Below are 24,118 nucleotides of genomic sequence, written 5' to 3'. Positions count from 1 at the left end.
GTCCTTATTCGGCGGCCCGGGCCTGATCGACAAGTTCGATCATCTGGTCCGCCTGAATCAGGCCCGGCGCAAGACTGTCGCCGATCACGAATGAAGGTGTGCCACTGAACCCCAGCGATTGCGCAAGCCGCATGGAAGTTTGAATGTGCTCTTCAATTTCCGGTGCGTTCATGTCGCGACGCAGCTGTGCAACATCAAGGCCGATGTCTTCCGCAACGCGGATAATCGTTGCTTCCTCAGCGCGTTGCTTTAACTGCATCATTGCCCAGTGGAATTCTTCATACTTGTCCTGATTGCGCGAAGCCAATGCCGCGCGGGCAGCAAACACCGAACCCTCCCCCAAAATCGGCCACTCTCGATACACAACCCTGACGTTGGGATCGGCGGCAAGCAGTGCCTCCATTTCAGGTTTGACCCTACGGCAATATGGGCAGTTGTAATCGAAGAATTCCACAACCGTGACATCGCCCTCGGGATTGCCCAGAACGGGTGCGTTTGGATCATTTTCAAGCGTGGCTTTTTCAGTATCGAGAACCTCCGCTGCGGCTTGCGCCTGCAAAGCTTGTTGCTGCTCTTCGAACAATTGGGCGGCCTCGAATACAATGCCCGGATTCTCGCGAATGGCTTCCAGCACCAGTTCCTTGATCCGGTCTTCGTCCATGCCGTCTGCCATCGCAGTGATGGGAAGCATCACAAGTGCAGCGGTGGCTAAAAATCTCTTCATTACCCGTCTCCTTTTGACGCTATGTCCTGTGCCGTTCGATCGGCCTGCGCGGCGCGTTCACGCTCCGGCCAGATTGATTTGATGTATGCGAGGATGTTCCAGATGTCCTCGTCGCTCAGTTGTTCGCCGAAACCCGGCATGCCGCTGTTGAATTCAATGCCTTGCGCGGCGAGCGTCGCCTGGCCCCCTTGCTTGGTGTAGGTAAAAAGCATGCTGTCAGGATGATGCCATGTATGTCCGGTCGCGTCGTGCGGAGGAGCTGGCAGGCTTCCATCTTCGCGCGGCGTGCGCCAGTCTTCCTCGCCCTCTAGGTTTGCACCATGGCACGCGGCGCAGTTTTCCGCGTAAAGGATCTCACCTGCGGCTATGTCGACCGGGCCGGCGCTCGCGGAGTTTGACGAAAGGGGCGCGTCGCCGATTTCAGTCCAAAGGAAGGCCGCAACCGCCGCGACACCCACAAGTCCAAGCCCGAGATATGCAGATCGGGTCATCATCCAACAACGATCTTGGTCATCATGCCCGAGGCCGCATGTGACAACATATGGCAATGCAGCAGCCACTGGCCAGGATTGTCCGCCACGAACGCGACTTCACGCGTCTCTCCGCGTTCAAGGAGCGTGGTATCACGTAGTGGTCCAAGCGTGCCATCCTCTGCCACTTCATGAAAGTGCATACCATGCAGGTGCATGGCATGTGGGAAAACCGTATCGTTCACCATCTTCAAACGCACATTCTGCCCTCGGTCCAATCGCGCGAAAGGTTCGCCGTCGATACCGTCAACTTTCCCGTTGAACGACCAGAAATACCCGGCTTGAACAAGCTCGCCCATCGGCTTGATTTCCCCACCAAGAGAAGCGGAACTCAAACGGCCCATCGCACCCCCTTCCATACTCAGACTGAGAGTTGTGGCGTCCTGCAGATCAACCATTGCGTGGTCATTCGGAGGCAGGGCCGCGGGCGCATCCCTGCGGTTTACGGTGCCACCTTCCTCGACCTCGAAAGCGACCTGGCTAAAGGCCTCTTCGCGACCAACCTGAACGATATGGGCCGTTTCTCCGACGTTTGCCGTTACATCGACGATCAGGTCAATACGTTGGGCCGGTGCAAGGGTCATGGTGTCAGTTACCTTCAACGGTGCAGTCAACGGCATCCCATCAAGGGCGACCATCCACCCGTCGAGGCCATCGAGGCTCAACTGGAAATTACGCGCGTTGGAGGCATTGACGAGCCGCAAACGCAGGCGTTCATTCCTGCGCGCAGACAAAGCGAGATTAAAAGTCCCGTTGGTCGTAATCAGGTTGCCGAGCCTTCCCGCGTGGCTGAGATCACGAGGCGCACCAAAGTCATTCTGGATCTGGGCGGTTTCGGGATTGATGCGCCAATCATCAAGTATCAAAACCTCCTCCCGATCAATATCGAGGGCCTCCGCTTCTTCAACGATCAGGGCGCCATAGAGTCCCCTGGCCACCTGTTCCAACGAACGGTTATGCGCGTGATACCAGTAGGTGCCAGCATCCGGGACAATAAAGTCATAGTCGAAGGCATTCCCTGGCTGGACGGCATCCTGCGTCAGGCCCGACACGCCATCCATGGCGTTGTCGATCCGGATTCCGTGCCAGTGCGTTGAAGTTCCTTGGGAAAACCGGTTGACCAATCTGCGCTGCACCCGACCTCCTTGGGCGACACGGATTTCCGGGCCCGGTGAACTCCCGTCAAAGCACCAAAGCGAAGTTTTGCCATAGTCACCAGGCAGCAACTGCACGTCGCTCTTTTGCGCAATCAGGTTGGTTGGCGGCGAATTGGCAAAACCAGCAGAGGCTGACATCCCGGCAAATGCGCTGGATGTGGCGAGAAACTGCCGTCGATTGAGCGTGATCATCTGTTGATTTCCAGTGCTATATATCGTTGTCCATAAGGTAGGTGGCCATCGCGGTCAGGTCTGCATCGCTTAGGAAGCTCGTTCCATAGCGTACAACTTCGGCCATTGATCCTCCAAAGACATCACCCGAAGGCGTGATGCCAGATCGCAATGCATAAGCCAGATCGTCTACTGTCCAACCTTCTGACAAAAGATCGCCGGAACGGATCGATGGGGCCTTGCCGCCTCCAGGCAAGGCATCGTTGCCCGAAAACCGTTCTGCCACAATGCGTGCACCTACAACGTTCCGCGTCGTATGACAGGCAGAGCAATGTGCGGCACCGTTAACCAGCAGCTTGCCCCGGTTCCAGACGTCGCTTTTCTCGGCTTCGGGTGCCGTAAAGGGTTCCGTCAAAAACGCCGCTCTCCAAAGCTTCATCCCCCATCGTTGATCGAACGGAAAAGGGACGTCGTGGGCTGGCGCTGGCACGTTCACGGCTGGCACGGTCTGGAATGCGGACCACAGGTCAGCAATGTCCTGATCCGTGAAATTTGTATAAAACGGATACGTAAAGGTCGGATAGTAGGGATCGCCGTCAGGAGAGATACCCTGCCTCACTGCTCTTGCGAAGTCCGCCACGGTCCAGTTTCCCATTCCATGTTCGGCGTCGGTTGTAAGATTTGGCGGGTAAAAGGTGCCAAAGTCTGTCTTGAGAGGGGCGCCCCCGGCCAGCGGGGCACCTCCGGATTCAAAGTTGGTGTGGCACGCGATACAACCGCTGGCCCGTGCCAAATACGATCCCCGGTCAACATCCCCGGCCAGACTTATCTCTGTCTCGGATGCTCCGATCGGCCAGGCTATCGTTGCCGCGACAACTCCGATCCCACCGACGCACCCCGCGCCAATAATCCAATGCCACCAGCGCACTTGCTTACTCGTCTTCTTTGCGGAATTTCTGATGACAGGCCGAACATGTCTGAGCAACCATTGTGAACGCCGCGTCTGCGGGCATGTTGGCAAACATCTCGCCCGTCATGACCTGGTTCGATCCCATCATACCTCCACCCATCATGGAGGCAGCGCCACCGCCCACCATCCCGCCGGTTGTACCGCCCATCATTGATCCACTGTCGTTGCTTTGTGCTGTGGCCAGCCCATTACCTGCGCTTAATTTCAATCCTTCTGCGGCTGTTTTCAGGTCTTCCGCGAGGGCCGCGAACTGTTCGCTGTCTTCCCACACTGACGGCAATGCTTTGGACACGCCCCCACCCGACCCCTCGGGAAACAGCCGGGCCATCTGTTCACCCGAATGCCCGACCATTGCGTCTGCCTCACGACGTACCAGATCGGCATCGTATGGAACTTGACCCCGCATCATCGGGGTGAGTGTCTTAATGGATTCTCCCATCGCAGACATGCCTTGCATGCGCTCCAGGACAACACCCGTAGCCCCAGTATGCGCCCAAGCCGCGACGCCGATCGTCGCAATGACCGTGGATGTGATCCAAACCTTTATTCGCATTTCCAGCACTCCATTAGTTGATCCCGTTTGCACGCTGCAGTTCCCGCACATATGCAACAGCCATTTTCACGCCGCTGTTTATGAAGCTTTCGACCGGCTGCAACTGCTGCCAGATCACAGGCGCCCCCCGACAACCAGGACCGCCACGATGAAAATGCCGGATCTCGCCATCAGATTAGCTTGACTTGAGTGCCAACTGGCGTCCGGTCATACACTTCGATGATTTGTTCGTTAAACAGACCAATGCAGCCGTTTGATGAGCGCCGCCCGATCTTGCGTGTATCGTTTGTCCCGTGGATTCTGTAATACTGCCATGTCAAATGCATGGCCCGGATGCCCAAAGGGTTTTCCGGTCCGGGGGGCACATAGGATGGCAGAGTGGGGTCTCTTTCAAGCATGGACGGTGTTGGCGCCCAGTCCGGCTCTGGATCCTTGAAGACGATTTCGGTGTATCCGCGCCGCGTCAGCTCGTCTGTCATCGGCACGGACGTTGGATATATACGCATTTCGCCGTCTGCCGTCCAATGCTGCAGAACACGTGAGACCGTATCCGAAATGATGATGCCATTTCCGAGCCGATCAAAGTGATCCTGCCAAGCATGCGTTCGGAACGAAGACATGTTGCGCCGAACCGGAGCTTGTTCTTGAGCGCCCAGAATAGAAGGCGCTGCGAATGCTGCCGCCCCTACCCCGGTAGAGAATGAGCGACGTGTCAAAACTGTTTGTTTTTGGGTCATGGAACCAACCTCGATTAGGGTACCTGCTTCCGCGTTAGATTACCCAATCGCATGGTTTCCCTGAATAGCTGGGCGGTTGGTTTTTTGTAACTATATGTATCGCTATCAAGGCTCTGCGAGCGTTTTTGCTATTCTCACGTGGCGAAAGGTTTGAGCACAACACGCGTCTGGAGCGGGACTTGCTCGTATAACTCGACAATTTGGTTGTTCGTAAGCCTCGCGCAACCGTTCGAGACGCGTCGACCGATCGTCTTCGGGTCCGTGGTTCCGTGAATCCTTAGGTATGTGTCTCCTCGACCCGGTTGAAAGAGGTACAACGCTCTTGCACCCAGTGGATTTTTCAGTCCCCCAGGAACGCCGCCGGCAAAACGAAGATATCGGCCAGGCTCTCTGCTTATCATTGCAGGTGTCGGCGTCCAGCGCGGCCACTTTTGCTTGCGCGCGACATAGAACTCGCCGGATTCATAGAGGCCTTCCCTGCCAATTCCGACCGTGTACCTGACCGCCCGATGGTTCGGCAAAGTCCAAAACAACGCGAACTGGTTCGGATCGACATGTATTTCTCCCGGCTTCCCTGCCTCGGAATACTCAACTTCGCGCGGCAAATGCTCAGGAGGCACGACAGATGGTCCGATGCGGCGATCATGCTCTGCGTCACTATGTGCAAACGCAGTTTTTCCGCACACCGAAAGAGCAACAGCAGACGTCAAAAAATATCTTCGTTTCATATTCGTACCTTGGGATTTATTGTGTTTTGAGTTTAGTTATAGCATGCGCTATACGTGGCGAAAGTGACTCTTGTCGCGAGGTGCCGGCACCCGGCCTGATTGGCAGCGTGATTTCTGCGCGGAGCCCCGCATCAACGCGATTTTTCAACAAAATGGAACCGCCGTGCTCAAGGATGATACTTCGCGCAATTGATAGCCCCAAACCATGACCGCCCGTTTCTTGTGATCGCGACGTCTCAAGTCGGACATAAGGCCCGAAGACGGCCTCTAGTTGATTTTCGGGGATGCCGGGCCCATTGTCGTCAACGGCGATCACTACCTCATTGCCCGACCTTTCCCAAGATACTCTGGCCTCGTCCCCATAGCGGATCGCGTTCTCAATCAGGTTTCTCATGGCGCGCCCCATCGCACTTGGCTTCACAGATGCGATCAGGGGCCCTTCGCTGTTCATTTGAACCTTGTCCAACCCCATACCGATAATCAGATCATGAAGATCAATGGATTGGACGTCTTCATGCTGGCCCACACCCTTCGCGAAATCCAGAGTTGCATCGACCATCTGTTGCATCTCTTCGCTCGATGTCACTAAGGATGCGCGTGTATCCTCATCATCTACCATCTCTGCCCGCACGCGAAGAGCGGTCAGAGGGGACCGGAGATCGTGCGCAAGCGCCGCAAGCATCTGGGTTCGGTCACTGACAAAACGCGTCAGGCGATCCTGCATAGTATTGAACGCATGGGTCAGGTCTTGCACTTCCTTCGGTCCCACAACCGGCAAGTCCCCCTCTCCGGCACCACGCCCCAAGCGTTCGGATGCGTTTGCCAGGTTGTTGAGCGGGCCGGTCAATCTGGAGAGAAGAAACCAGAAACTGGCAACCAAGAGAAGGCCCGCAGTCACAGCAAATGATATGTTGGAGGCGAGGGACCATTGCAGCGGCGGCCTTTCAAATCGCGTACCGACGTTGAGCCAACTTCCACCTGCCAATGCAATAGAAAGCTCCATTTCAATGGCAGCAAGGCTGCCTTGCATCATTTCAGCATGCATTTCCGCCATTTCCGGTGACAGATTTGGAAGTGGCAGCAGGCCTCCTTCAATTTCATGAACCTCAACCCGAATATCACGGCTGTAACTCTCTCCCAGCAATGCCCGGATCCGTGCCTCAACCGCCCCGCCTTCATCATGATCTCCATGGGGGACCGTAGGAGCATTTGCCAGATCGAAACGCACAAGCGGTGAGGTTGCAGCGCGAATGATCTGCGCGTGCAGTTCCGGGGGAGCCCCTTCAATCAACTGAGCGACGTTTGCCGCGCGCGCCGCTGCTTCGGCACCGATCGCAGCCTGTACGGCAAGCGATCTTTCATCAACAAAGAACCACATGCTTAGGGCCTGTGCGAGGGACAATACGCCGAGGACCAGAAGCGCAATCTGCGCGCGCAACGTCCGTGGTAACATCTTCATGCGCATATCTCGACATCGCAAGACAGGCTGTATCCACCATTACGCACAGTCGCGATGACCCTGGGCCGCAATACATCCTGCTCGATTTTCCGGCGCAATCGACTCACCTGATTGTCTATTGTTCGATCCAGTGGCCCCGCTATGCGTCCTGTGCTGAGTTCAAGAAGCTGGTCTCTGTCGAGGACGGCCCTCGGCCTTTTGAGGAACAGCGTTAGCAATTTCAGTTCCCCGGACGTGAGTTGCGTGCGGGACCCAGTTTGGTCAATCAGAGTGCGACCGTCGACATCTAGCTCAAGATGCGCAAATTTGACTGTCTTCCCGGCAAAGTCGTCGATCTGCGGGATTTGCTGCGTTCGTCGCAGAATTGCATTAATCCGCGCCAACAGTTCTTTGGGGTTGAAGGGCTTCGCAAGGTAGTCGTCCGCCCCGCCGTTCAGACCAGCTATGCGGTCGTCATCGTCTCCCAATGCGGTCAGCATCAGGATCGGTGTATGTCCTTCCCTGCGCAGCCGCCGACACGCGGACAACCCGTCTTCCCCCGGCATCATGACATCCAACACGATGAGATCGAAATTGGCTTCTGCGAGCTTACTGTCCATCTGTTCGGCATTCTCTGCCGCAGATGCACGTAGTCCGTTCCGTTCCAGATAACTTGTTACGGATTTTCTGATCTCTGAATGGTCGTCGACGACCAGTATACGTGGTTGCTCTTTCATATTGTCTTTATAGACATTCCGGCTCAGGAACGCCCATCCCGTGATTGTAGCCAAATGTAACAACGTCTACCGGTCGACTCCCGAACGCATGTCAAGTATCAGAACCAAGAGAAAAAGGAGTTCGAAATGGACAGACGCCAATTTGTCTTGACGGTCGCCAGTGCGATTGCAGCAGGTCCCGCATTGTCACAGACTGCTACCCCGATGTTGCAGGTAACCAAAACACCGACCTGCGGCTGCTGCGGTGCGTGGGTTGATGAGATGATCTCTGCCGGGTTCAAAGCATCAGTTGAAGACGTCGACTATGACACCCTTCAAGTGTTGAAGCAGAAATACGGCATCGCGCCAGAGCTCGCCGGATGTCACACGACTTCTGTGAGTGGCTACTTCGTTGAGGGCCACGTGCCTGCCTCCGACATCGCGCGGTTGCTGCAGGAAAAGCCTGCGGCGCGCGGCGTGACAGCGCCGGGCATGCCTATGGGGTCGCCCGGTATGGGCACCAGGGGCGATCCGTATGATGTGATGCTTGTGCTTATGGACGGATCGACCCGGGTTTTCGCGACACACGGCTGACGTGCTTTCTCCCGATACGTTCCGACAAAGCTATTCTCCCGCGCTGCCATTTGGTAGGTTTTGTTGGAACGTATCCCTTCTGAGCATGGCAAGCATCCTGCCGTTTCTGTTTGTCTACGTCGTCAGCACGCCCAATTTTGCGGCGATGCTCGTGACGAATTCCACAGCGCTCGGGCGGTTTCTGCGTCAGGTGATGACAAACGGGCTGCCGGTTGTATTTATTGTCAACTATATCGGGTTTGTCTTCGCACATAACACGTTGAATAATCCCGACCGCTCGGAGATCGGGTATATCGTTCTGGATGGCCTCCTTCGAAGCGCCACTTTCATCGCGATTCACATTCTCGTTTATGTACTGTCGGCTGACTTGTTTGGCTCCTTCAGCGGCAATCGCGCAACCGCAGTAAGCGTGGTTGGACCAACGCTTGAGCGGTCGTTCATTTTTCACAACATCTCTGGCGTGTATCTCTACGCCGTTGTGCCGGGCGCATTCATCGCGCTTCTGGCCGTTCTGACAAAACGTTCAGGCGAGACGTCTGATACAAGCAAATCCAAAACGAGGAATATAGCTCTGCTCTTCAGCCTGGTCTCGATCCCCGGTGTGACAGTCTTGTCTTACGCGCTGAATTCGGCAACCTGACTGATTTACCCGGACAACTATTCGTAGACCGTCATCTGATCAAGTGTATCGAAATGTACCCTTGACCTTACCTCACTGGAATGTTGCACAGACGTCCGAGAATGTCTGGAGAGCTACATGTCTGACACTCAAAGCCAAAAACCCACCTGGTCATCGAAACTGATGCACTATGGCATGGTGGTCTGTTGTGCCGTCATGCTGTTGCCGATCGCGGCCTTCTTTGTCGCTGGGGGTACAATTGCCGGTCTGTGGACCAACGTCGGGCTTTTTGCGCCGATCGCACTCTGCCTCGGGGCACACGTTGTGATGCACAAATTGATTGGAAAGTCGTGCCACGGGTCAAAAGATGAGCAGGCGCAAGAGGATACATTGGATGCAGAATTCCGCGATGGACAGGTTCCTGCTCGGGACATTGCACGCTCGCGCTAAGCGTCGTCTGGCCCTCAGTTCCACCATCGTCGGTCTGCTTGTCCTGGGCGGATGCTCGACGTCAGGCGGGATTTGTCCGTTAGAGCCTCCGTCGGTTACACGGGCCGCTGCCGACAATGTGCGTCTACCCGATGGTTGCCGACTGGTGGGCCTGTCTGGAAAGGGCGTTCAAAAAGTATCCTGCGACGATGGAAGGAGCGGGTTTGCTTTCAATTAAGGCATCTTGCAACACGCTGTAGTGGTTGCCAGAGCCTCCAGTTTTTTTGCCGATCTGTCATCCCGCGCAGCAGCTCAGCTTCGCCACGTCCATGTCGAAGGTTTGCGCCGCCAACTTCAGCCCTTCCACGGTCGTCAGATACGGGAAGATCGTCTCGCCGAGCGCCTTTGTTGTCATGCCGAACTTCAGCGCCATGACGAGGGTCTGGATCGTATCGGACCCCTCGGGCGCGATGATCTGGCCACCAAGCAGCCGGTCGGTCTTTCTGTCCGCCACCAGCTTGATCAATCCGCGCGTGTCGCGTGCGGCCAGCGCGCGCGGCACTTGATCGAGCGGCACGATGGACGTCTTGACGTCGAAGCCCGCGTCCCGAGCCTGGGTTTCACTGGGACCGACGCCCGCGACCTGCGGGTCGGAAAACACAACCCAGGGCATCGCGGCGTTGTCGTAACGATGGTCCTCACCAAGCACTGCGTTTTTGGCTGCGAGCTTTGCACCATAGGCCGCCATATAGACGAACTGGTCACGGTTGGTCACATCGCCCGCAGCATAGATGCCGGGCACCGATGTCTGCATGTCCTCGCCGACGACGATGGACCCACGCGCGTCGGTTTCCACGCCGATTGCGTCCAGGCCCATATCTTCGGTATTGGCCCGCCTGCCAGCGGTCGAAACGAGGTGATCCGCCGTCACTTCGACAGGCTTTCCGTTCTGGATCACGCGCAGTGTCACGCCCGCGTCGTCGCGGCGCACAGTGTCGTAGCTTAACCCGGTCAGAAGGGTGATGCCTTCGGCCTCGAACGCCGCCGCCAATGCCTCCGAGACCTCTGGTTCCGCGCCGGGCAACAGATGCGAACGGGCAACAAGCGTGACCTTCACGCCCATGCGGCTCATCATCTGGGCCAGTTCCGCGCCGATGTAACCCGCGCCGATGAAGATCAGGCTTTTCGGCAGTACTTCGAGCTCCAGAAGACTGGTGCTGTCGAGCGCGCCGATTTCCTCGATGCCGTCGATGGTCGGCAGGACGGGACGCCCGCCCGTGGCGATGATGGTCCTCGGTGCTTTCAGGGTTCGCTCACCGACTGTCACGCCACCTTCGATCAGCCGCGCGGGACCGGCGTCGATGTAATCGACACCCTCATATTCCGGCAGAAGGTCCGCGTATTTCTTCTGGCGCAGGGTCTCGACCAGATCGTCCTTGGACTGAACGAGCGTCTGCCAGTCATCGACTTGCGCGTGGCCTGATAGACCGGGGAACCGTTTGGCAGCTCCCGCACCGTGCACGGCCTCTGCCGCGCGGATCATCGCCTTGGACGGCACGCATCCCACGTTGACGCAGGTTCCGCCGATGGTGCCATGTCCCACGAGAGCGACGCGCTTTCCGGCATCCGCGCCGGTAATTGCGGCGGAGAACCCCGCCGATCCGGCCCCGAGGACGATCAGGTCATAGCCGCCCTGTCCATCGTCGTTTTTGTTCAGGTCTTTCATCTCAGCGCGCCTCACCATACTCGGGGTTGTTCGATTTGGCAGCGAACAGATAAATGACCGCGCCGATTGCGATCAGCGGTGTGAGCATGCCGAGAAGACCGAAGAACATACCGGTGGCGGTGCAACATCCCATCATCATGAGAGCGTTCCTTTCTTTTGCGCACGGTTCAGCAGAACCGCGTAGAGTGCTGTGGCGGCGAAAACGCCGATTGTGATCCGTATTGCGAACCTGAATTCGAGAAGAATGATCAGGATCGACAGGGCCACCGCGAGGCCGGTGGCCCAAAGTTTCGGGGCCGGTCCCGGCTTGCCAGCGCGAAGCCAAAGGGCCTGTGCCACCACGGCGAGGCTTAAAAAAGCAGCGGGAACAGCGCGTAATCGAGCCAACCCGTGAGGGCCGACAATCCGACGCCAGCGACGATGACGACCAAAAGCGGCGTAAAGCAGCAGAGCGCGGCGAAGATCGCACCGCCAAGCCCCCATTTCAGCAGGCGGTCGGGATTTCCAGGTGTGTCAGTCAAGGGGCCATCTTTCTTTGTGATGGGTCGGGGCCGGAGGACCGTTTCATGTGTGAACAACGCAGTGCGCGGACGATCAGGTAGGTCAGACCCGCCAAAACCAGCACGGCAATGCCGTTTACCCCGGAAAGCCACGCACCAACCCCGCCGAACAAGGCCGCAAGCACGGCAGTTCCGCCGCCGCAGCAGACGACCGCGACCGGAGCTGATATTCCGAAGGCCAACAGCCCACCCATCAGATTGTCACGCATTGCAGGCGGCTCAGGAGGCTGTGTCGGGCAGCACCTGCGCCGGATAGCCATTGGCTGTCACCGCGCCGATGATGCTTTCGATGGAAGTTTCGGCGTCATCGTAGGTCACGCTGTAAACCCCCTGCCCGTATTCGGGGCCGTCCTCGAATGCGGCGATCTCGACCGACGGAACACCACGCATCGAGCTGGCGACGATGAATGAACAGGACGGGCATGTCAGTTCGCTGACGGCGATCTCGACCTGGCGCTCTTCAGCGAGGGCCGGAGTCGAGAGGGCGGCGATGGTCAGGGCGGATAGCAGAAGATGCTTCATGGTCATTGTCCTCGTTCAGAATTTCAGGATGAAGGGGGTGATGTAGGGAAAGATCATGGCGACAGCGACAATCGCGGAAGCGGCCCAGAGGGTTGCGCGCATGATGCGGCGGTCGATGGGGCGGGCGCAGGTGCCATCGGCACAGGCCTCGGCATCTACAGGCTTGTAAGCCTTGTAGAAGCCGTATCCCAAAAACGCGGCGCTCAGCGCGAAGGTGTACCATTTGTAGGCATAGAGCGCCCCGAGCTGCGCGATGAACACGCCTGTCACGCCAAAGCTGACCAGCACCAATGGAAGGATGCAGCAAGAAGTCATCGCCAGCGCACCGAGGACGCCGAGGCCGGTCACGCCCCATCCCTTGGTGGTTTCGTCGCCAGTTTTCTGCGACTGAGATTGCGGCAGTTCTGCCAAATGTTGTTCCATCGAATCTTCCTTGAACAGATGTTTCCACCGTTCTAGGGTCTGTAGTTGATACAGGCTCAAGGGGTTTTTTTGCGAAATGAGTAACACAAGCGTGAGTTCAATTCGGCGGGGTGATTTGGCACGAGCGACGGGCTGCAACCCGGAAACCATTCGCTATTATGAGAAAATCGGCATCATGCCGGACCCGCCGCGCAGTACGAAGGGCTATCGAAGCTACGATGATACCCATGTACGACGATTGAAGTTCGTCATGCGGTCCCGAGCTCTCGGTTTCTCGCTAGAAGAGGTTCGCGGGTTGCTGGGCTTGGTTGATAATCGGATCCAGACTTGCGCCGAAGTCCAAGCCATGGCCGAAGTACATCTCGGAGAAGTGCGCGCAAAAATAGCCGATCTGACACGGATAGAACGCGTCTTATCAGAAACCGTCGCGCGCTGCACGGGCGATGCGGCACCCGACTGTGCCATCATTGATGCGCTTTTCGATGCATGAGCACGAAAACAGGTCTGGAAAGATGCTATTGGCGCATCCTGGCCAGTGCCTCTTGTAGAGTTTGCCGCCGCGGATCGTTTTGCGGAGCTACTGATAACAGTACTTCAGCACGTTCAAGTGCGGCGATTGCCTGTTCCCTATCACCCAAGACGGAGAAAGCGTTGCCAAGCCGCATCCACCCGTCAAAGTCATCCGGCTCATCTTCAAGACGCGCAGCCAGCCGTTCAACCATCGACATGATGAACGCCTGTCTCTCCTCCACGGTCAGGTCTAGAGCGTCTTCTATATCTTCCTGAGAAGGCCCGGGTGCACTGACCAACGGTGCAAAATCAGCCAGTGAGATCGGAGCTCTGCTGATCTCGGCGCCAATTCGGTTTGCTTCAGCAACAAAGCTTTCCATCCAGGGATAGAAACTGTCCGCGTTGTTCAGTCGTCTTATCAGCAAGTCATGTGCCTGCGCGATGTCGCCCTTCTGTCTCAATGCGACTGCCTTGTAGAAGACCGCCGCGGGATTGGACGGGTCCAGTTCCATCGCATGCTCGATTGCGGTCACCGCAGCCGGTGTCACAACACCTTGCTCTGCCGAGATAAGGGCCTCTGCAAGCATGGAGAAAACGGCCGAAGTGGCTTCTGGTCGTTTGGCGACAATCCCGAAGGCCTCGGCAGCATCTGCGAACCGACCCATTCTGGAATAGGTTTGTCCCAGAAGCATCCAGCCTTCTGACGGTCCTCCGGAGGGATCAGTCGTGAGCCGATCATAAAGCTGATTTGTCAAATCTGCGACTTTCGCCGTCTCTTGACGTTCAGCTGTCCGCTCGGAAAATGCAATGCCGGGTATCTCCGGTGATCCCATGACCGCGTAGTAACCGAATGCGAAGGCCGGAACGAACATAGCACTCAGAACAATGGCAAAGCGACCACCCGATGTCAGTTCCTTGGTCGCCTGAGCAGTCTTGCGCGACTGCATGAGAATCCGTCTCTTGATCTCCTGTTCTGCCGCGGTGGCTTCTGCGCCAGAAATGACACCGCGCTCAAGGTCCCGTTTGACCTCATCCAATTGGTCCAAGAGAACGGCGGGGGTTGTATCCGCCATGTCCGACGTCATTTCTGACCGGCGTCGGAGCGGTAGTCCCACAAAGAGCAGTCCAATTGTGGACAGTGCGGCAAAAACCAACCAGATCATCAATTGTCCTTTGGAGTGTTAATGTCGATGAAACGCGCAATCTCGGCTTCCTCAACTTCGGAAAAATCCGCCACGACGCCTTTGCGCCGGCTTTTCAAAATGATCGCCCAGCCCGCCAGGAGAGAAACGACAGCCAAAACAAAGGGCGCCAACCAAAGGGCCAGGGTGGAGGCATTGAAAGGCGGGCGCATCAGAACGTAGTCGCCATAGCGCGCATGAATAAACGCGATGACCTCTTCATCGCTGTCGCCAGCGACCAACCTTTCACGCACCAAAATCCGCAAATCCCGCGCAACGCCAGCATTGGAGCTGTCGATATCCTGATTTTGACAGACGACGCAGCGCAGTTCCTTTGAAATCACCCGCGCGCGCTCTTCAAGCACCAGATCCTGCAACATCTCGTCCGGCTCGACGGCAAAGGCCATCACCGGAAGAAGCAAAAAAAGCGCGATGATCACATGCCTCATCCGTTCTGCCCCCTCGGCAATGCGCCTGCCTGTTCGAGCGCCTCTCTGAACCTAGCAATGGCTTCATCACCAACAACAGGCCCGACGTATCTGAACAACACAGTTCCATCGGGTCCGACAATGAACGTCTCGGGTACGCCCGACAGGCCCCATTCAATGCCAGCCCTTCCACTCAAGTCTGAGCCAATCTTTTCATAGGGATTGCCAAGCTCCGCCAGCCATTTTGTCGCATCTTCCGGCTTGTCCTTGTAGTTGATACCGAACAGCCTCAGCCCATCTTTTTCGACCATTTGGGTCAGTATGCCATGCTCCGCCCGGCAGGGTACGCACCACGAAGCAAACACATTCACGATGACCGGTCCGGCGTTATCCACGAGATCGGCGCGGGACAAGCCGGGCGTCTCCAGCCCCTCAATGGCAGCCAGATCGAACTGGGGCGCAGGCTGGGAGATCAAAACAGATGGAATGTTGTTTGGATCCCGATCGGGGTTCAGCCCCCATAGGAAGAACCCGCCAAATACCGCCGCGATCGTAAGCGGGATGAATGCCAGTATACGTCCCATCGTTACTCTGCCGGAACCCGAGCGGTCACAGCTGCTTTGCGACGAGGTGCACCGACGCGCAGCCGACGATCCGACAGCGAAAGACCGCCGCCTAGAACAAGCATCGCAGACCCGATCCAGATGAAATTGACCAACGGTTCATACAGAATTCGAAGAGTCCATGCGCCTTGTGTACTGGCGTCCTCCGAGGCCGGGTTCGCGATGGACGTATAGAGATCTCCTGCCAGTGTGGAGCGTATCGCGCTCTCGGTCGTGGTGCTTTGAGCAACCGGGTAAGTCCGCCGCTCCGGGAAGAGATCGGTCAAGTATTTTCCATCCCTCGAAACGGTCAATTCACCGCGATCCGCAAAGTAATTGGGCCCACGCACCCGTTCGACTCCGTTGAACCTTACATCAAACCCGCCGATACTGATGTCAGCGCCGGGCTGGACAAACATAATTTCCTCGGATTTCCAAACTGTTGAGCCAATGAATCCGAACATGGCAACAGCAAGACCTGCGTGAGCCAACGTCATGCCATGCGCAGATCTGGGCAGATTTGAAGCCCGGCGCCAGGATGTTGAAACCGGGCCCTCAAACAGCTTGATCCGCATCGTCCATTCCCGCACCGTCGCCATGAACAGCCAAAAGGCGAGCATCAGAGACAGATAGCCCAACACCGGGCCACCTTCCGCCAAATACCAGACCGCAAGCGTCCCCAGAACGGCAAGAAGGGCGACAAAGCGCAGACGTTGCAGGACGCCCGGCAAATCCGCGCGCTTCCACGACAAGAAGGGTCCACACCCCATTGCAAAGACAAGCGGCAACATGACCGGAATGAACGCAGCATTGAAAAATGGCGGGCCTACCGACAGTTTTTCGCCGCCTGTCATTGCTTCGTAGAACAGAGGGTACAATGTACCAAAAAGGACGACGCCAGTGGCCGTTGTCAGAATCAGATTGTTTACCAACAGGCCCGCTTCACGGCTGATCGGTTTGAACAGCCCACCCGGTTCCATCATCGGCGCGCGCCATGCAAATAGCGCGAGCGAGCCACCGATTGACACCGCCAGCAGTCCCAGAATGTAGAGGCCTCTTTCGGGATCAACCGCAAATGCATGCACAGAGGTCAGCAGCCCCGACCTGACGACAAATGTTCCCAAGAGGGACAGGGAAAAGGTCAGGATCGCGAGGAGAATTGTCCAGCTTTTGAAGGCGTCTCTTTTTTCCGTCACGATTGCGGAATGCAGCAGTGCCGTGCCCATCAGCCAGGGCATGAAACTGACGTTTTCGACAGGATCCCAGAACCACCAGCCGCCCCAGCCAAGCTCGTAATAGGCCCACCAAGACCCCAAGGCGATGCCCGCGGTCAGGCTCATCCAGGCGGCCAGTGTCCACGGACGCACCCACCGCGCCCAGGCGGCATCCACCCGTCCTTCGATAAGGGCTGCAACGGCAAAAGAGAAAACAATCGAAAACCCGACATATCCAAAATAAAGGAGCGGTGGATGCATCGCGAGGCCAACATCCTGCAGCAGCGGGTTAAGGTCTTGGCCGTCGCTGGGTGGCGGGAAGACGCGATCAAAAGGGTTGGACGTAAACAGCATGAAGGTCAGAAAGCCGACACTGATCCATGCCTGCACCGACAGCGTTCGCGCCTTCAGTGCTTGCGGAATATTGGATCCAAACAAAGCAACAGCAGCCCCGAAAACCGTCAAAATGAGTGTCCAGAGCAAAAGCGAGCCTTCATGGCTGCCCCATGTGCCCGCCACCTTATACAACATCGGTTTGAGTGAATTCGAATTCTCAACAACATTCTTGACCGTAAAGTCGCTGGTTATGAATGCCTGCATGAGCGCAAGGAATGCAACGGTGACGAAGAGCACCTGTCCAAACGCGGACCATCGGGCCGATTGCATCCAAAGAATATTCCCACGTTTGGCACCGAGGATTGGCAATACACTTTGAACAAGCGCCAGAGCTAAGGCCAAGGCCAGCGCGAAATGACCAACTTCAGGTGTCATCTGATCATCCACCCCTTCGATGAACTCACCGCTTTGTGCGGTTCGTACCATTCCTATCAAGTCGGCCTGCAGACCGTCAGGGGTTGCTTTGTCACCGTTTGTAACAAAGAGCCCTGTGACATATCATTACAAAACACCCCCTCCCCCGGTCTTTATCTGATCCGACATAATAACGATGTTTCGAGAGTAAGTTGGAAAGGAAAGACCGATGGCAAATAGAAGCATTTTTGCACTTTGCGTGCTGACTACCTTTGGCATATCGCAAGCTGCGTTTGCGGATTCGCATGTCGGCGGCGAAACTCAGCCTGATACGGGCGCAATGTCCAACATGACAATGGGCGATGGTGCCGCGCAAACTGGTATGATGAGTGGGGACATGATGTCCATGATGCAGAACATGATGAAGATGCACGCATCCAGGATGGGTGGCCGCGGCGGTATGATGGGTATGATGGATCGTGATATGATGGCCATGATGATGCCCAGCGGTGATCCTCAGAACATGCGCGCACACATGGGCGTGAAGTTGCGAGAATTTGATTCCGACGCCGACGGTGCGCTGACCCTCGAGGAATTCGAGACCTTGCACATGAGTGTCGTTCGCGACCGCATGGTTGACCGATTCCAGCATCTGGACGCGGATGCCGATGGTCAGATCACTCAGCAAGAAATGGACGCCGCCGGTACACGGATGGGCGACATGCAAACAACGTCGGATGCGTCCGGATCTGCCGATCACCATGGTAGCGACAATGAATAAACAAAGCCTCAGGCCTGCCTATTCCAAAGGAGGCCTCCGATGCCATCCGATCTGACACGTCGCACGGTCGGATTAGCCTTGATCGCTGCAGCCGTCTCACCAACTTTAGCCGTCGCACAGACAGCCAAGATTTGGTCATCTGACTCCGCGTATAATGCGCTGCGGCAAGATCGCGTCCGGATGATCGACGTCCGTTCGCGGCCGGAATGGGCCGACACCGGGATTGCTGAAGGAGCCTGGCCGATCAGCATGCACGAAGACCGGTTCCCCGAGCGGCTTTTTTCAGCCCGTGCAATGGCTGAAGGCCGGCCTGTCGCCCTCATTTGTGCAACTGGTGGTCGGTCAGGAAGTGTGATGCGGAGTCTCCAGCAAGCTGGGTATAGTGACTTTGTTGATGTATCCGAAGGAATGCTGGGATCTGCCGCCGGGCAAGGTTGGATTGCAGCCGGCCATCCGGTTGTCAGCATGGAAGCTGCCCTGGCGGCCCTTCCGGAAGGCTTGGCCTGACGTGCGCCTCTTGAACCGCCGTGAAGCAATTGGATATGCCGCAGGTTTCGGAGCCGCCGCTGTGCTGCCATCTGCTGCGCTATCCGGCACAGGGCGGAAGCTTGAATACCCAGAGCTTCTGGATGCAACAACATCGCGACGATTTCAGCTGAAAGCTCAATCTGGCGCGACCCGATTTCGCGGCAGTTCCGCGACCGAAACCATCGGTTACAACCAAGGCTATCTTGGACCAACGATCCGGCTTTTGACCGATGCAGAGACTTTGGCCGAGGTGCAAAACACTCTGGACGAACCCGTCTCGTCGCATTGGCACGGGTTGCTTGTTCCAGGCCCCTTCGATGGTGGGCCGCATCAGGCCATCGCGCCCGGACGATCATGGGACCCGGTACTCAACCTTGATCAGCCTCCAGCAACAGCATGGTACCACAGCCATGTGCACGGTTCGACAGCCCGACAGGTCATGTTCGGACTGGCAGGTGTTCTGCATGTTACCGATGGGGAAGACGATGAACGTGGTCTGCCGTCCACCTATGCGGTTGATGACTTGACCCTCGTGCTGCAGGACCGTCAATTTAATTGGCGCGGTCGCATGACATACGATGTCGGCATGCATCAATCGATGAATGGTTTTCGAGGTGACACAATGCTCGTGAACGGGCAGGCAGGAGCCTCAGCTGCGGTTCCCAAGGGGGTCGTGCGGTGCCGTCTTGTTAACGGTTCGAATGCGCGGATTTACCGACTGTCCTTGGCCGACGATCGGCCACTTCACCTCGTGGCGACGGATGGCGGATTCCTGGATCGACCGGTTGCACTCACTCGGATGGTGCTTGCGCCAGGAGAAAGGGTCGAAGTTCTCATTGATTTCACGGATGGCAGGGACAGCGTCCTGGTGTCCGACGATATTGCAAACTCCGCCATGGGTGGAATGATGGGAAGTGGTTCTGGCGGTCGTTTTACGGTGCTGCACTTCGCCGTCGATACAACCCTCCCCGTCCGTATCGACACCCTGCCCGATGCCATGGATGGCCCGTTGCCTGACCTTTCTTCCAACAATATCCCAGTTCGGCGTCTAACTCTAGACATGTCGATGGGAATGGGCATGATGATGTCCCGCTCCGGCAATCAGTTTTCAATCAATGGCGCGCCCTATGATCAAAACGCCCTCAATTTCTCTACCAAGCTCAACAGCACCGAGCGCTGGATTGTCCGCGGCGACATGATGATGCACCCGTTCCATATTCATGGGGTGCGCTTTCAAGTCTTGTCCGACAACGGACGCCAGCCGCGGGCAGAGAACAGGGGCTGGAAAGACACCGTTCTCGTGGCTGGCGAGGTTGAACTGGCGATAACGTTCGAAAAACCGGCGCCATCGTCGGCACCGTATATGTATCATTGTCACATTCTTGAACATGAAGACGGCGGCATGATGGGACAATTCAGTGTCTCATGATGAAGAATGTGCTTGACCCTCTACTCGCTGGAACCATGACAGTTGTGCTTGGCCTTTATTGAGGGATCAAAATGGATAATGGATCGAACATCGGGCGTCCTTTTCACGTCGACGTTGTAGCGGTTTTCGTGGCGCTCTATGCGATCGGGTAACACGCATCCCCGTCACTTGGGACTAGTTCTGATCGCAGTGCTTGCGGCGCTGCTCACTGGCATGTGGGCCTTGGATTATTGGCCGAACATAACCCGGGAAACCGTCGAGGGCTGGATTGATGGTGCCGGTCCTTGGGGGCCACTTCTCATTGTTTTGCTGATGATGGGATCAATCGTTGCAAGCCCCATTCCCAGTGCCCCGATCGCCCTTGTAAGCGGAGTTGCCTATGGCCACATGGAAGGAGCCATCTATGTAGCCATCGGGTCGGAACTGGGTGCATTGTCCGCGTTCATCATCGCGCGTTACCTAGGGCGCGTCTACGTCGAGCGATGGCTAGGTAACAAGGCCGCTTATGGTTTGCTCGGGTCTCAAAATTTGCTTACTTTGACGGTGTTTGCTTCCCGTCTTTTGCCCTTCATCTCGTTTGATGCAATGAGCTATGCTGCGGGCCTTAGCCGCCTTCACCTTTGGCGTTTTTTAATTGCAACACTCGCCGGAATTCTTCCTGCGAGCTTCCTGCTCGCGCATATTGGAGCAGAAGCGATGTCAGGGAGTTTCGACGCCGCTGAGTGGGTCATCGTTGGTCTCGGAGTGATGACAGCAACACCGTTGATTCTGGTGGCGATTTTGCGCCCCTCCGGCCGAAACAAAGCTTCCTGAGTTTGGATTACCGACTAGAGCAACTCCTTCACCCGCCTTGCTCAACATTGACCTTCCCACGCAGGAAGCCCCTACAGTCGAATCATGACAGAGTTGCAAACCGAACAGCATCGCCGGGATTTTCTTTACTATGCGACTGCCGGAGCGGGAGCAGTTGCCACTGGCTCGGCAGTTTGGCCTTTGATCAATCAAATGAATCCATCTGCAGATGTTCGGGCTCTCTCAAGCATCCGGGTCGACATTTCGGATGTAGAGCCTGGAACACAACTGACAGTAAGTTGGCGGGGCAAACCGGTCTTTATCCGCCACCGAAATGAAGAAGAGATCGCTCAGGCGCGCTCCGAGGACGTGTTGTCATTGCCCGATGCAGTGGCTCGAAATCCAAATATTCGTGGTGAAGATCCGGCCACAGATGAAAATAGAGCACTGCCCGGACATGAGAATTTCCTGGTTATGATTGGTGTTTGCACACATCTCGGTTGTGTGCCCCTCGGTGATGGTGCCGGCGACTTTGGCGGCTGGTTCTGTCCGTGTCATGGATCCCACTACGATACTGCGGGACGTATCCGGAAAGGGCCGGCACCAGAGAACCTTCACATTCCCACATTATCGGTTTCGGAAGGTATGATATTGACACTGGGCTAGCGGGTTTCACGGGCGGAGACCGAAAAATCTCGAACCCGATACGAATTGTTACATATGCAGGTTGAGTCTGCCTTGACCTTCCAGCTACTGGAGGAGCTAGTTGTCTGATCGTCTTGAATATCAAGGATTGAGACGATGAGCACGGATCAAGATCAACACCACAACACCATGCAGGCCGCGACCGCTTCGAACGCCACGACAGTGATCGATCCGGTGTGTGGCATGACCGTTGAGGTCAACGAAAATCCCCGGAATACTGAATTTGGAGCGGAGACCTTCCATTTTTGTTCAGAGAACTGTGAAACGAAGTTTCGCAGCGACCCATATTACTACGCCTCGGGACATGCGCAAAAGGCGCAAACGCATAGCGAGGTAAGTACTCAATGGACGTGCCCGATGCATCCCGAAATCCTCAGGGACGAGCCCGGCGCGTGCCCGATTTGTGGTATGGCGCTTGAGCCAATGCTCCCTTCGGATGAGCCGTCCGAAGAACTCTCCGATTTCACGAAGCGCATGTGGATCAGCGCGGCAGCCGCAGTTCCGCTGGTCATCTTGACTATGGGCGAACTGGTCGGTCTGCCCGTGCGCGCGTGGATCGGTCATCAGACTGCAGTCTACATCGAATTCCTCCTCGCAACGCCGATCATTCTCTGGGCCGCGCTCCCGTTCTTCAAAAGGGGGTGGGATTCCATAAGGACTCTATCCCCAAACATGTGGACGCTGATCGCGCTCGGGGTCGGAGCCGCCTACACCTATTCGCTTGCCGCGACCTTCTTGCCTGGAATTTTTCCTGCGGCGTACCAAACCGGCGAAGGCGTCGGGACTTATTACGAAGCCGCAGTTGTGATCGTCACATTGATCTTTGTCGGTCAGGTGCTTGAATTGCGTGCACGGGAACGAACGGGTGATGCAATCCGCGCCTTGCTTGATCTCGCACCGAAAACAGCCCGCCGTATCATGCCGGACGGGACCGAATACGACGCACCGCTGGAGCATATCATTGCTGGCGATACGTTACGCGTGCGACCCGGTGACAGCATCCCAGTGGACGCTGACGTGCTTGAGGGGCGTTCATCAATCGACGAAAGCATGATTACTGGAGAGCCGCTTCCCGTTGAAAAAACACAAGGGGACCGGGTCACGGGCGGGACAATCAACAAAAACGGCACATTGATGGTGAGGGCCACACAAGTCGGGGCGGACACAGTCCTTTCTCAGATCGTGGATATGGTCGCTGGAGCGAAACGGTCGCGCGCGCCAATTCAGGGACTAGCAGATCGTGTGTCGTCAGTATTCGTGCCAACGGTCGTTCTCATTGCGGTCACATCATTCATCGTTTGGCTCATGTTCGGGCCAGATCCAGCACTTGCATTTGCGATAACAGCTGCGGTCTCTGTACTTATTATCGCCTGCCCTTGCGCATTGGGTCTCGCAACACCGATCTCGATCACCACAGCTGCGGGCCGCGGGGCACAAGCAGGTGTCTTGATCAAGGATGCAGAGGCACTGGAGCGGATGGCGCGCGTCGATACGGTCATTGTTGATAAGACTGGCACCCTCACCCAAGGGCGTCCGAAGCTCACAGATTTGGTGGTCACGGGTGGGCACTCTGAAAATGATGTTCTTACCCTTGTTGCAGCCTTAGAACGAGGCTCAGAGCACCCCCTTGCGGAGGCGATTGTGGAGGGTGCACGAGAGCAAGGCCTGTCGCTTTTTGAAGCAACAAACTTCGAGGCTATCACTGGCAAAGGTGTCAGAGGTCAAGTTGACGGCCATGATGTCGCTCTCGGAAATCCAGCACTGATGGACGAAATCAATGTGGACCATTCGGTTGCTGAACATGCTGCAAATGACCTCAGGGCTTCTGGAAAGACTGCCATGTTCATAGCAGTCGATGGTAGGTTCGCCGGGATCGTGGCAGTCGCTGACCCGATCAAAGAAACCACGGCCGGTGCCATTGACGATCTTCATCGCCTCGGGCTCAGGGTCATCATGGCGACTGGTGACAATCAAAAGACGGCGGAAGCCGTCGCTTTGAAGCTTGGAATAGATGAAGTTCATGCAGGGGTTTTGCCGGAAGACAAGAAAGCCCTGGTGGAAAACTTGAGGCATGAAGGCGCCCAGATTGCCATGGCCGGAGATGGCGTAAACGATGCGCCTGCCCTAGCGGCTGCCGATGTCGGGATTGCGATGGGTACCGGTGCCGACGTTGCCGTCGAAAGCGCTGGCATCACACTATTGGGAGGCGATCTGGTAGGCATTGTCAGAGCCCGCAGGCTCGCAAAAGCAACGGTTCGAAATATCAAACAGAACCTATTTTTTGCGTTTGCCTATAACACTGCAGGTGTTCCTGTCGCGGCTGGCATTCTCTACCCCATTTTCGGGTTGCTTCTTTCGCCAATGATCGCTGCCGCAGCCATGAGCCTGTCGTCAGTATCGGTCATTGCGAATGCGCTTCGATTGCGGCGTGCCGAACTTTGACCCCTGTATGCGAAATTGTCATCAGATTCTTGAGCTTTCCACCAAGCCGCAACTCAAGAAGGACAGGTCCAATCCCGCCTTCATGGTCCAGATTGCCATTGTGCGGCACAATAGCTCTAAGTATCTGTGGTGCAGGAAAGCCGGATTGCCTTCATTTCA

29 protein-coding genes are annotated in these 24,118 nt (G+C 56.4%); 10 read left to right on the top strand and 19 right to left on the bottom strand.

Annotation, left to right across the window (positions count from 1 at the left end):
* Positions 1-4 precede the first annotated feature (4 nt).
* The 9 genes from CLV87_RS22120 to CLV87_RS22080 all read right to left on the bottom strand — a co-directional run bounded on the left by CLV87_RS22120 (position 5) and on the right by CLV87_RS22080 (position 7,745).
* Positions 5-724 (bottom strand): DsbA family protein, encoded by a 720-nt coding sequence (locus tag CLV87_RS22120; RefSeq protein ID WP_058314096.1) that lies wholly within the window; start codon positions 722-724, stop codon positions 5-7.
* On the bottom strand, positions 724-1,215 hold the full coding sequence (locus CLV87_RS22115; RefSeq protein ID WP_425393734.1) for a c-type cytochrome: 492 nt from the start codon (positions 1,213-1,215) through the stop codon (positions 724-726). Before CLV87_RS22115 ends, CLV87_RS22120 begins: the two co-directional genes overlap by 1 nt.
* Positions 1,215-2,603 carry a multicopper oxidase family protein gene (locus tag CLV87_RS22110; protein WP_058314098.1) on the bottom strand — a complete coding sequence of 463 codons (1,389 nt, stop codon included), beginning with the start codon at positions 2,601-2,603 and terminating at the stop codon, positions 1,215-1,217. Before CLV87_RS22110 ends, CLV87_RS22115 begins: the two co-directional genes overlap by 1 nt.
* A 16-nt stretch (positions 2,604-2,619) precedes the next feature.
* Positions 2,620-3,510, bottom strand: coding sequence for a c-type cytochrome (locus tag CLV87_RS22105; protein ID WP_058314099.1), 891 nt, complete (start codon positions 3,508-3,510; stop codon positions 2,620-2,622).
* Between the two features lie 4 nt (positions 3,511-3,514).
* A complete protein-coding gene (locus CLV87_RS22100; protein WP_370739658.1) occupies positions 3,515-4,138 on the bottom strand; it encodes a c-type cytochrome in 624 nt (207 codons plus the stop codon).
* Positions 4,139-4,275: 137 nt separating this feature from the next.
* Positions 4,276-4,842 carry a L,D-transpeptidase gene (locus CLV87_RS22095; RefSeq protein ID WP_058314101.1) on the bottom strand — a complete coding sequence of 189 codons (567 nt, stop codon included), beginning with the start codon at positions 4,840-4,842 and terminating at the stop codon, positions 4,276-4,278.
* A 134-nt stretch (positions 4,843-4,976) separates the two neighbouring features.
* Positions 4,977-5,570 (bottom strand): L,D-transpeptidase, encoded by a 594-nt coding sequence (locus CLV87_RS22090; RefSeq protein ID WP_058314102.1) that lies wholly within the window; start codon positions 5,568-5,570, stop codon positions 4,977-4,979.
* 16 nt (positions 5,571-5,586) lie between these two features.
* On the bottom strand, positions 5,587-7,029 hold the full coding sequence (locus tag CLV87_RS22085) for an ATP-binding protein (protein ID WP_058314151.1): 1,443 nt from the start codon (positions 7,027-7,029) through the stop codon (positions 5,587-5,589).
* Positions 7,026-7,745, bottom strand: coding sequence for a response regulator (locus CLV87_RS22080; RefSeq protein ID WP_099249501.1), 720 nt, complete (start codon positions 7,743-7,745; stop codon positions 7,026-7,028). The genes CLV87_RS22085 and CLV87_RS22080 overlap by 4 nt, the downstream gene beginning before the upstream one ends.
* 126 nt (positions 7,746-7,871) lie before the next feature.
* Here CLV87_RS22080 and CLV87_RS22075 point away from each other — a divergent pair, with 126 nt between their 5' ends.
* The 3 genes from CLV87_RS22075 (at position 7,872) to CLV87_RS22065 (ending at position 9,387) form a co-directional block, all read left to right on the top strand.
* A complete protein-coding gene (locus CLV87_RS22075) occupies positions 7,872-8,318 on the top strand; it encodes a DUF411 domain-containing protein (protein WP_058314103.1) in 447 nt (148 codons plus the stop codon).
* An 85-nt stretch (positions 8,319-8,403) separates the two neighbouring features.
* Entirely contained in the window at positions 8,404-8,958 is a 555-nt protein-coding gene (locus tag CLV87_RS22070; RefSeq protein WP_235872024.1) for a hypothetical protein, read from the top strand.
* 117 nt (positions 8,959-9,075) lie between these two features.
* Positions 9,076-9,387: a DUF2933 domain-containing protein gene (locus CLV87_RS22065; protein WP_058314104.1), complete on the top strand. Its 312-nt coding sequence runs from the start codon at positions 9,076-9,078 to the stop codon at positions 9,385-9,387.
* Positions 9,388-9,661: 274 nt separating this feature from the next.
* Here the strand turns inward: CLV87_RS22065 and merA are convergent, their stop codons facing one another.
* The 6 genes from merA to CLV87_RS22040 form a co-directional block, all read right to left on the bottom strand.
* Positions 9,662-11,092 (bottom strand): mercury(II) reductase, encoded by a 1,431-nt coding sequence (gene merA / locus CLV87_RS22060; RefSeq protein ID WP_211317755.1) that lies wholly within the window; start codon positions 11,090-11,092, stop codon positions 9,662-9,664.
* Position 11,093: 1 nt separating this feature from the next.
* Positions 11,094-11,231, bottom strand: coding sequence for a hypothetical protein (locus tag CLV87_RS23995; protein ID WP_153218051.1), 138 nt, complete (start codon positions 11,229-11,231; stop codon positions 11,094-11,096).
* Between the two features lie 211 nt (positions 11,232-11,442).
* Positions 11,443-11,613: a mercury resistance system transport protein MerF gene (gene merF / locus CLV87_RS24220; RefSeq protein ID WP_235872023.1), complete on the bottom strand. Its 171-nt coding sequence runs from the start codon at positions 11,611-11,613 to the stop codon at positions 11,443-11,445.
* Positions 11,610-11,861, bottom strand: a complete 252-nt coding sequence (locus CLV87_RS22050; RefSeq protein ID WP_133840880.1) for a hypothetical protein — start codon at positions 11,859-11,861, stop codon at positions 11,610-11,612. The genes merF and CLV87_RS22050 overlap by 4 nt, the downstream gene beginning before the upstream one ends.
* 10 nt (positions 11,862-11,871) lie before the next feature.
* On the bottom strand, positions 11,872-12,174 hold the full coding sequence (locus tag CLV87_RS22045; protein ID WP_055688104.1) for a heavy-metal-associated domain-containing protein: 303 nt from the start codon (positions 12,172-12,174) through the stop codon (positions 11,872-11,874).
* Positions 12,175-12,189: 15 nt separating this feature from the next.
* On the bottom strand, positions 12,190-12,597 hold the full coding sequence (locus CLV87_RS22040; RefSeq protein WP_235872022.1) for a mercuric transporter MerT family protein: 408 nt from the start codon (positions 12,595-12,597) through the stop codon (positions 12,190-12,192).
* A 76-nt stretch (positions 12,598-12,673) separates the two neighbouring features.
* On the opposite strand from CLV87_RS22040, the gene CLV87_RS22035 reads away from it, so the two are divergent.
* The gene (locus tag CLV87_RS22035; RefSeq protein ID WP_058314107.1) at positions 12,674-13,087 is read left to right on the top strand and encodes a MerR family transcriptional regulator; all 414 of its coding nucleotides are present in this window, start codon (positions 12,674-12,676) and stop codon (positions 13,085-13,087) included.
* A 25-nt stretch (positions 13,088-13,112) separates the two neighbouring features.
* On the opposite strand, the gene ccmI is transcribed toward CLV87_RS22035, so the two are convergent.
* The 4 genes from ccmI to CLV87_RS22015 are packed head-to-tail and all read right to left on the bottom strand — an operon-like array spanning position 13,113 to position 17,303.
* On the bottom strand, positions 13,113-14,270 hold the full coding sequence (ccmI, locus tag CLV87_RS22030) for a c-type cytochrome biogenesis protein CcmI (RefSeq protein WP_058314108.1): 1,158 nt from the start codon (positions 14,268-14,270) through the stop codon (positions 13,113-13,115).
* Positions 14,270-14,737, bottom strand: coding sequence for a cytochrome c-type biogenesis protein (locus CLV87_RS22025; protein WP_058314109.1), 468 nt, complete (start codon positions 14,735-14,737; stop codon positions 14,270-14,272). Before CLV87_RS22025 ends, ccmI begins: the two co-directional genes overlap by 1 nt.
* A complete protein-coding gene (locus CLV87_RS22020) occupies positions 14,734-15,300 on the bottom strand; it encodes a DsbE family thiol:disulfide interchange protein (RefSeq protein ID WP_058314110.1) in 567 nt (188 codons plus the stop codon). The genes CLV87_RS22025 and CLV87_RS22020 overlap by 4 nt, the downstream gene beginning before the upstream one ends.
* A gap of 2 nt (positions 15,301-15,302) precedes the next feature.
* Entirely contained in the window at positions 15,303-17,303 is a 2,001-nt protein-coding gene (locus CLV87_RS22015; RefSeq protein ID WP_058314156.1) for a heme lyase CcmF/NrfE family subunit, read from the bottom strand.
* 208 nt (positions 17,304-17,511) lie between these two features.
* On the opposite strand from CLV87_RS22015, the gene CLV87_RS22010 reads away from it, so the two are divergent.
* The 6 genes from CLV87_RS22010 (at position 17,512) to CLV87_RS21985 (ending at position 23,959) form a co-directional block, all read left to right on the top strand.
* The gene (locus CLV87_RS22010; RefSeq protein WP_099249505.1) at positions 17,512-18,063 is read left to right on the top strand and encodes an EF-hand domain-containing protein; all 552 of its coding nucleotides are present in this window, start codon (positions 17,512-17,514) and stop codon (positions 18,061-18,063) included.
* A gap of 39 nt (positions 18,064-18,102) precedes the next feature.
* A complete protein-coding gene (locus tag CLV87_RS22005) occupies positions 18,103-18,570 on the top strand; it encodes a rhodanese-like domain-containing protein (RefSeq protein WP_058314112.1) in 468 nt (155 codons plus the stop codon).
* Complete coding sequence (locus tag CLV87_RS22000) at positions 18,458-20,020, top strand: multicopper oxidase domain-containing protein (RefSeq protein ID WP_235872021.1); 1,563 nt, start codon at positions 18,458-18,460, stop codon at positions 20,018-20,020. The genes CLV87_RS22005 and CLV87_RS22000 overlap by 113 nt, the downstream gene beginning before the upstream one ends.
* Positions 20,021-20,188: 168 nt before the next feature.
* Positions 20,189-20,833 (top strand): TVP38/TMEM64 family protein, encoded by a 645-nt coding sequence (locus CLV87_RS21995; RefSeq protein WP_235872020.1) that lies wholly within the window; start codon positions 20,189-20,191, stop codon positions 20,831-20,833.
* An 84-nt stretch (positions 20,834-20,917) separates the two neighbouring features.
* Entirely contained in the window at positions 20,918-21,478 is a 561-nt protein-coding gene (petA, locus tag CLV87_RS21990) for a ubiquinol-cytochrome c reductase iron-sulfur subunit (RefSeq protein WP_058314115.1), read from the top strand.
* A gap of 168 nt (positions 21,479-21,646) precedes the next feature.
* Positions 21,647-23,959 carry a heavy metal translocating P-type ATPase gene (locus CLV87_RS21985; protein ID WP_235872037.1) on the top strand — a complete coding sequence of 771 codons (2,313 nt, stop codon included), beginning with the start codon at positions 21,647-21,649 and terminating at the stop codon, positions 23,957-23,959.
* Positions 23,960-24,118 lie beyond the last annotated feature (159 nt).

The organism is Pelagimonas phthalicica, assembly GCF_004364805.1.
In the GTDB taxonomy this organism is placed as follows: domain Bacteria; phylum Pseudomonadota; class Alphaproteobacteria; order Rhodobacterales; family Rhodobacteraceae; genus Pelagimonas; species Pelagimonas phthalicica.
Note: the sequence above shows the minus strand (reverse complement) of the source record. Positions and strands in the feature narration are given on the sequence as shown.

What these genes read in the sequence shown, in the direction of transcription:
- CLV87_RS22050 (WP_133840880.1), bottom strand. Translation starts at nt 11,861, where the DNA reads ATGCGTGACAATCTGATGGGTGGGCTGTTGGCCTTCGGAATATCAGCT.
- CLV87_RS21985 (WP_235872037.1), top strand. Translation starts at nt 21,647, where the DNA reads ATGCAGGCCGCGACCGCTTCGAACGCCACGACAGTGATCGATCCGGTG.
- CLV87_RS22000 (WP_235872021.1), top strand. Translation starts at nt 18,458, where the DNA reads ATGTATCCGAAGGAATGCTGGGATCTGCCGCCGGGCAAGGTTGGATTG.
- CLV87_RS22095 (WP_058314101.1), bottom strand. Translation starts at nt 4,842, where the DNA reads ATGACCCAAAAACAAACAGTTTTGACACGTCGCTCATTCTCTACCGGG.
- CLV87_RS22115 (WP_425393734.1), bottom strand. Translation starts at nt 1,215, where the DNA reads ATGACCCGATCTGCATATCTCGGGCTTGGACTTGTGGGTGTCGCGGCG.
- CLV87_RS22025 (WP_058314109.1), bottom strand. Translation starts at nt 14,737, where the DNA reads ATGAGGCATGTGATCATCGCGCTTTTTTTGCTTCTTCCGGTGATGGCC.
- CLV87_RS23995 (WP_153218051.1), bottom strand. Translation starts at nt 11,231, where the DNA reads ATGATGATGGGATGTTGCACCGCCACCGGTATGTTCTTCGGTCTTCTC.
- CLV87_RS22035 (WP_058314107.1), top strand. Translation starts at nt 12,674, where the DNA reads ATGAGTAACACAAGCGTGAGTTCAATTCGGCGGGGTGATTTGGCACGA.
- CLV87_RS22090 (WP_058314102.1), bottom strand. Translation starts at nt 5,570, where the DNA reads ATGAAACGAAGATATTTTTTGACGTCTGCTGTTGCTCTTTCGGTGTGC.
- CLV87_RS22065 (WP_058314104.1), top strand. Translation starts at nt 9,076, where the DNA reads ATGTCTGACACTCAAAGCCAAAAACCCACCTGGTCATCGAAACTGATG.
- ccmI (WP_058314108.1), bottom strand. Translation starts at nt 14,270, where the DNA reads ATGATCTGGTTGGTTTTTGCCGCACTGTCCACAATTGGACTGCTCTTT.
- CLV87_RS22005 (WP_058314112.1), top strand. Translation starts at nt 18,103, where the DNA reads ATGCCATCCGATCTGACACGTCGCACGGTCGGATTAGCCTTGATCGCT.
- petA (WP_058314115.1), top strand. Translation starts at nt 20,918, where the DNA reads ATGACAGAGTTGCAAACCGAACAGCATCGCCGGGATTTTCTTTACTAT.
- CLV87_RS22080 (WP_099249501.1), bottom strand. Translation starts at nt 7,745, where the DNA reads ATGAAAGAGCAACCACGTATACTGGTCGTCGACGACCATTCAGAGATC.
- CLV87_RS22075 (WP_058314103.1), top strand. Translation starts at nt 7,872, where the DNA reads ATGGACAGACGCCAATTTGTCTTGACGGTCGCCAGTGCGATTGCAGCA.
- CLV87_RS22070 (WP_235872024.1), top strand. Translation starts at nt 8,404, where the DNA reads ATGGCAAGCATCCTGCCGTTTCTGTTTGTCTACGTCGTCAGCACGCCC.
- CLV87_RS22045 (WP_055688104.1), bottom strand. Translation starts at nt 12,174, where the DNA reads ATGAAGCATCTTCTGCTATCCGCCCTGACCATCGCCGCCCTCTCGACT.
- CLV87_RS22110 (WP_058314098.1), bottom strand. Translation starts at nt 2,603, where the DNA reads ATGATCACGCTCAATCGACGGCAGTTTCTCGCCACATCCAGCGCATTT.
- CLV87_RS22010 (WP_099249505.1), top strand. Translation starts at nt 17,512, where the DNA reads ATGGCAAATAGAAGCATTTTTGCACTTTGCGTGCTGACTACCTTTGGC.
- CLV87_RS22015 (WP_058314156.1), bottom strand. Translation starts at nt 17,303, where the DNA reads ATGACACCTGAAGTTGGTCATTTCGCGCTGGCCTTGGCCTTAGCTCTG.
- CLV87_RS22120 (WP_058314096.1), bottom strand. Translation starts at nt 724, where the DNA reads ATGAAGAGATTTTTAGCCACCGCTGCACTTGTGATGCTTCCCATCACT.
- merA (WP_211317755.1), bottom strand. Translation starts at nt 11,092, where the DNA reads ATGAAAGACCTGAACAAAAACGACGATGGACAGGGCGGCTATGACCTG.
- CLV87_RS22020 (WP_058314110.1), bottom strand. Translation starts at nt 15,300, where the DNA reads ATGGGACGTATACTGGCATTCATCCCGCTTACGATCGCGGCGGTATTT.
- CLV87_RS22085 (WP_058314151.1), bottom strand. Translation starts at nt 7,029, where the DNA reads ATGAAGATGTTACCACGGACGTTGCGCGCGCAGATTGCGCTTCTGGTC.
- CLV87_RS22040 (WP_235872022.1), bottom strand. Translation starts at nt 12,597, where the DNA reads ATGGAACAACATTTGGCAGAACTGCCGCAATCTCAGTCGCAGAAAACT.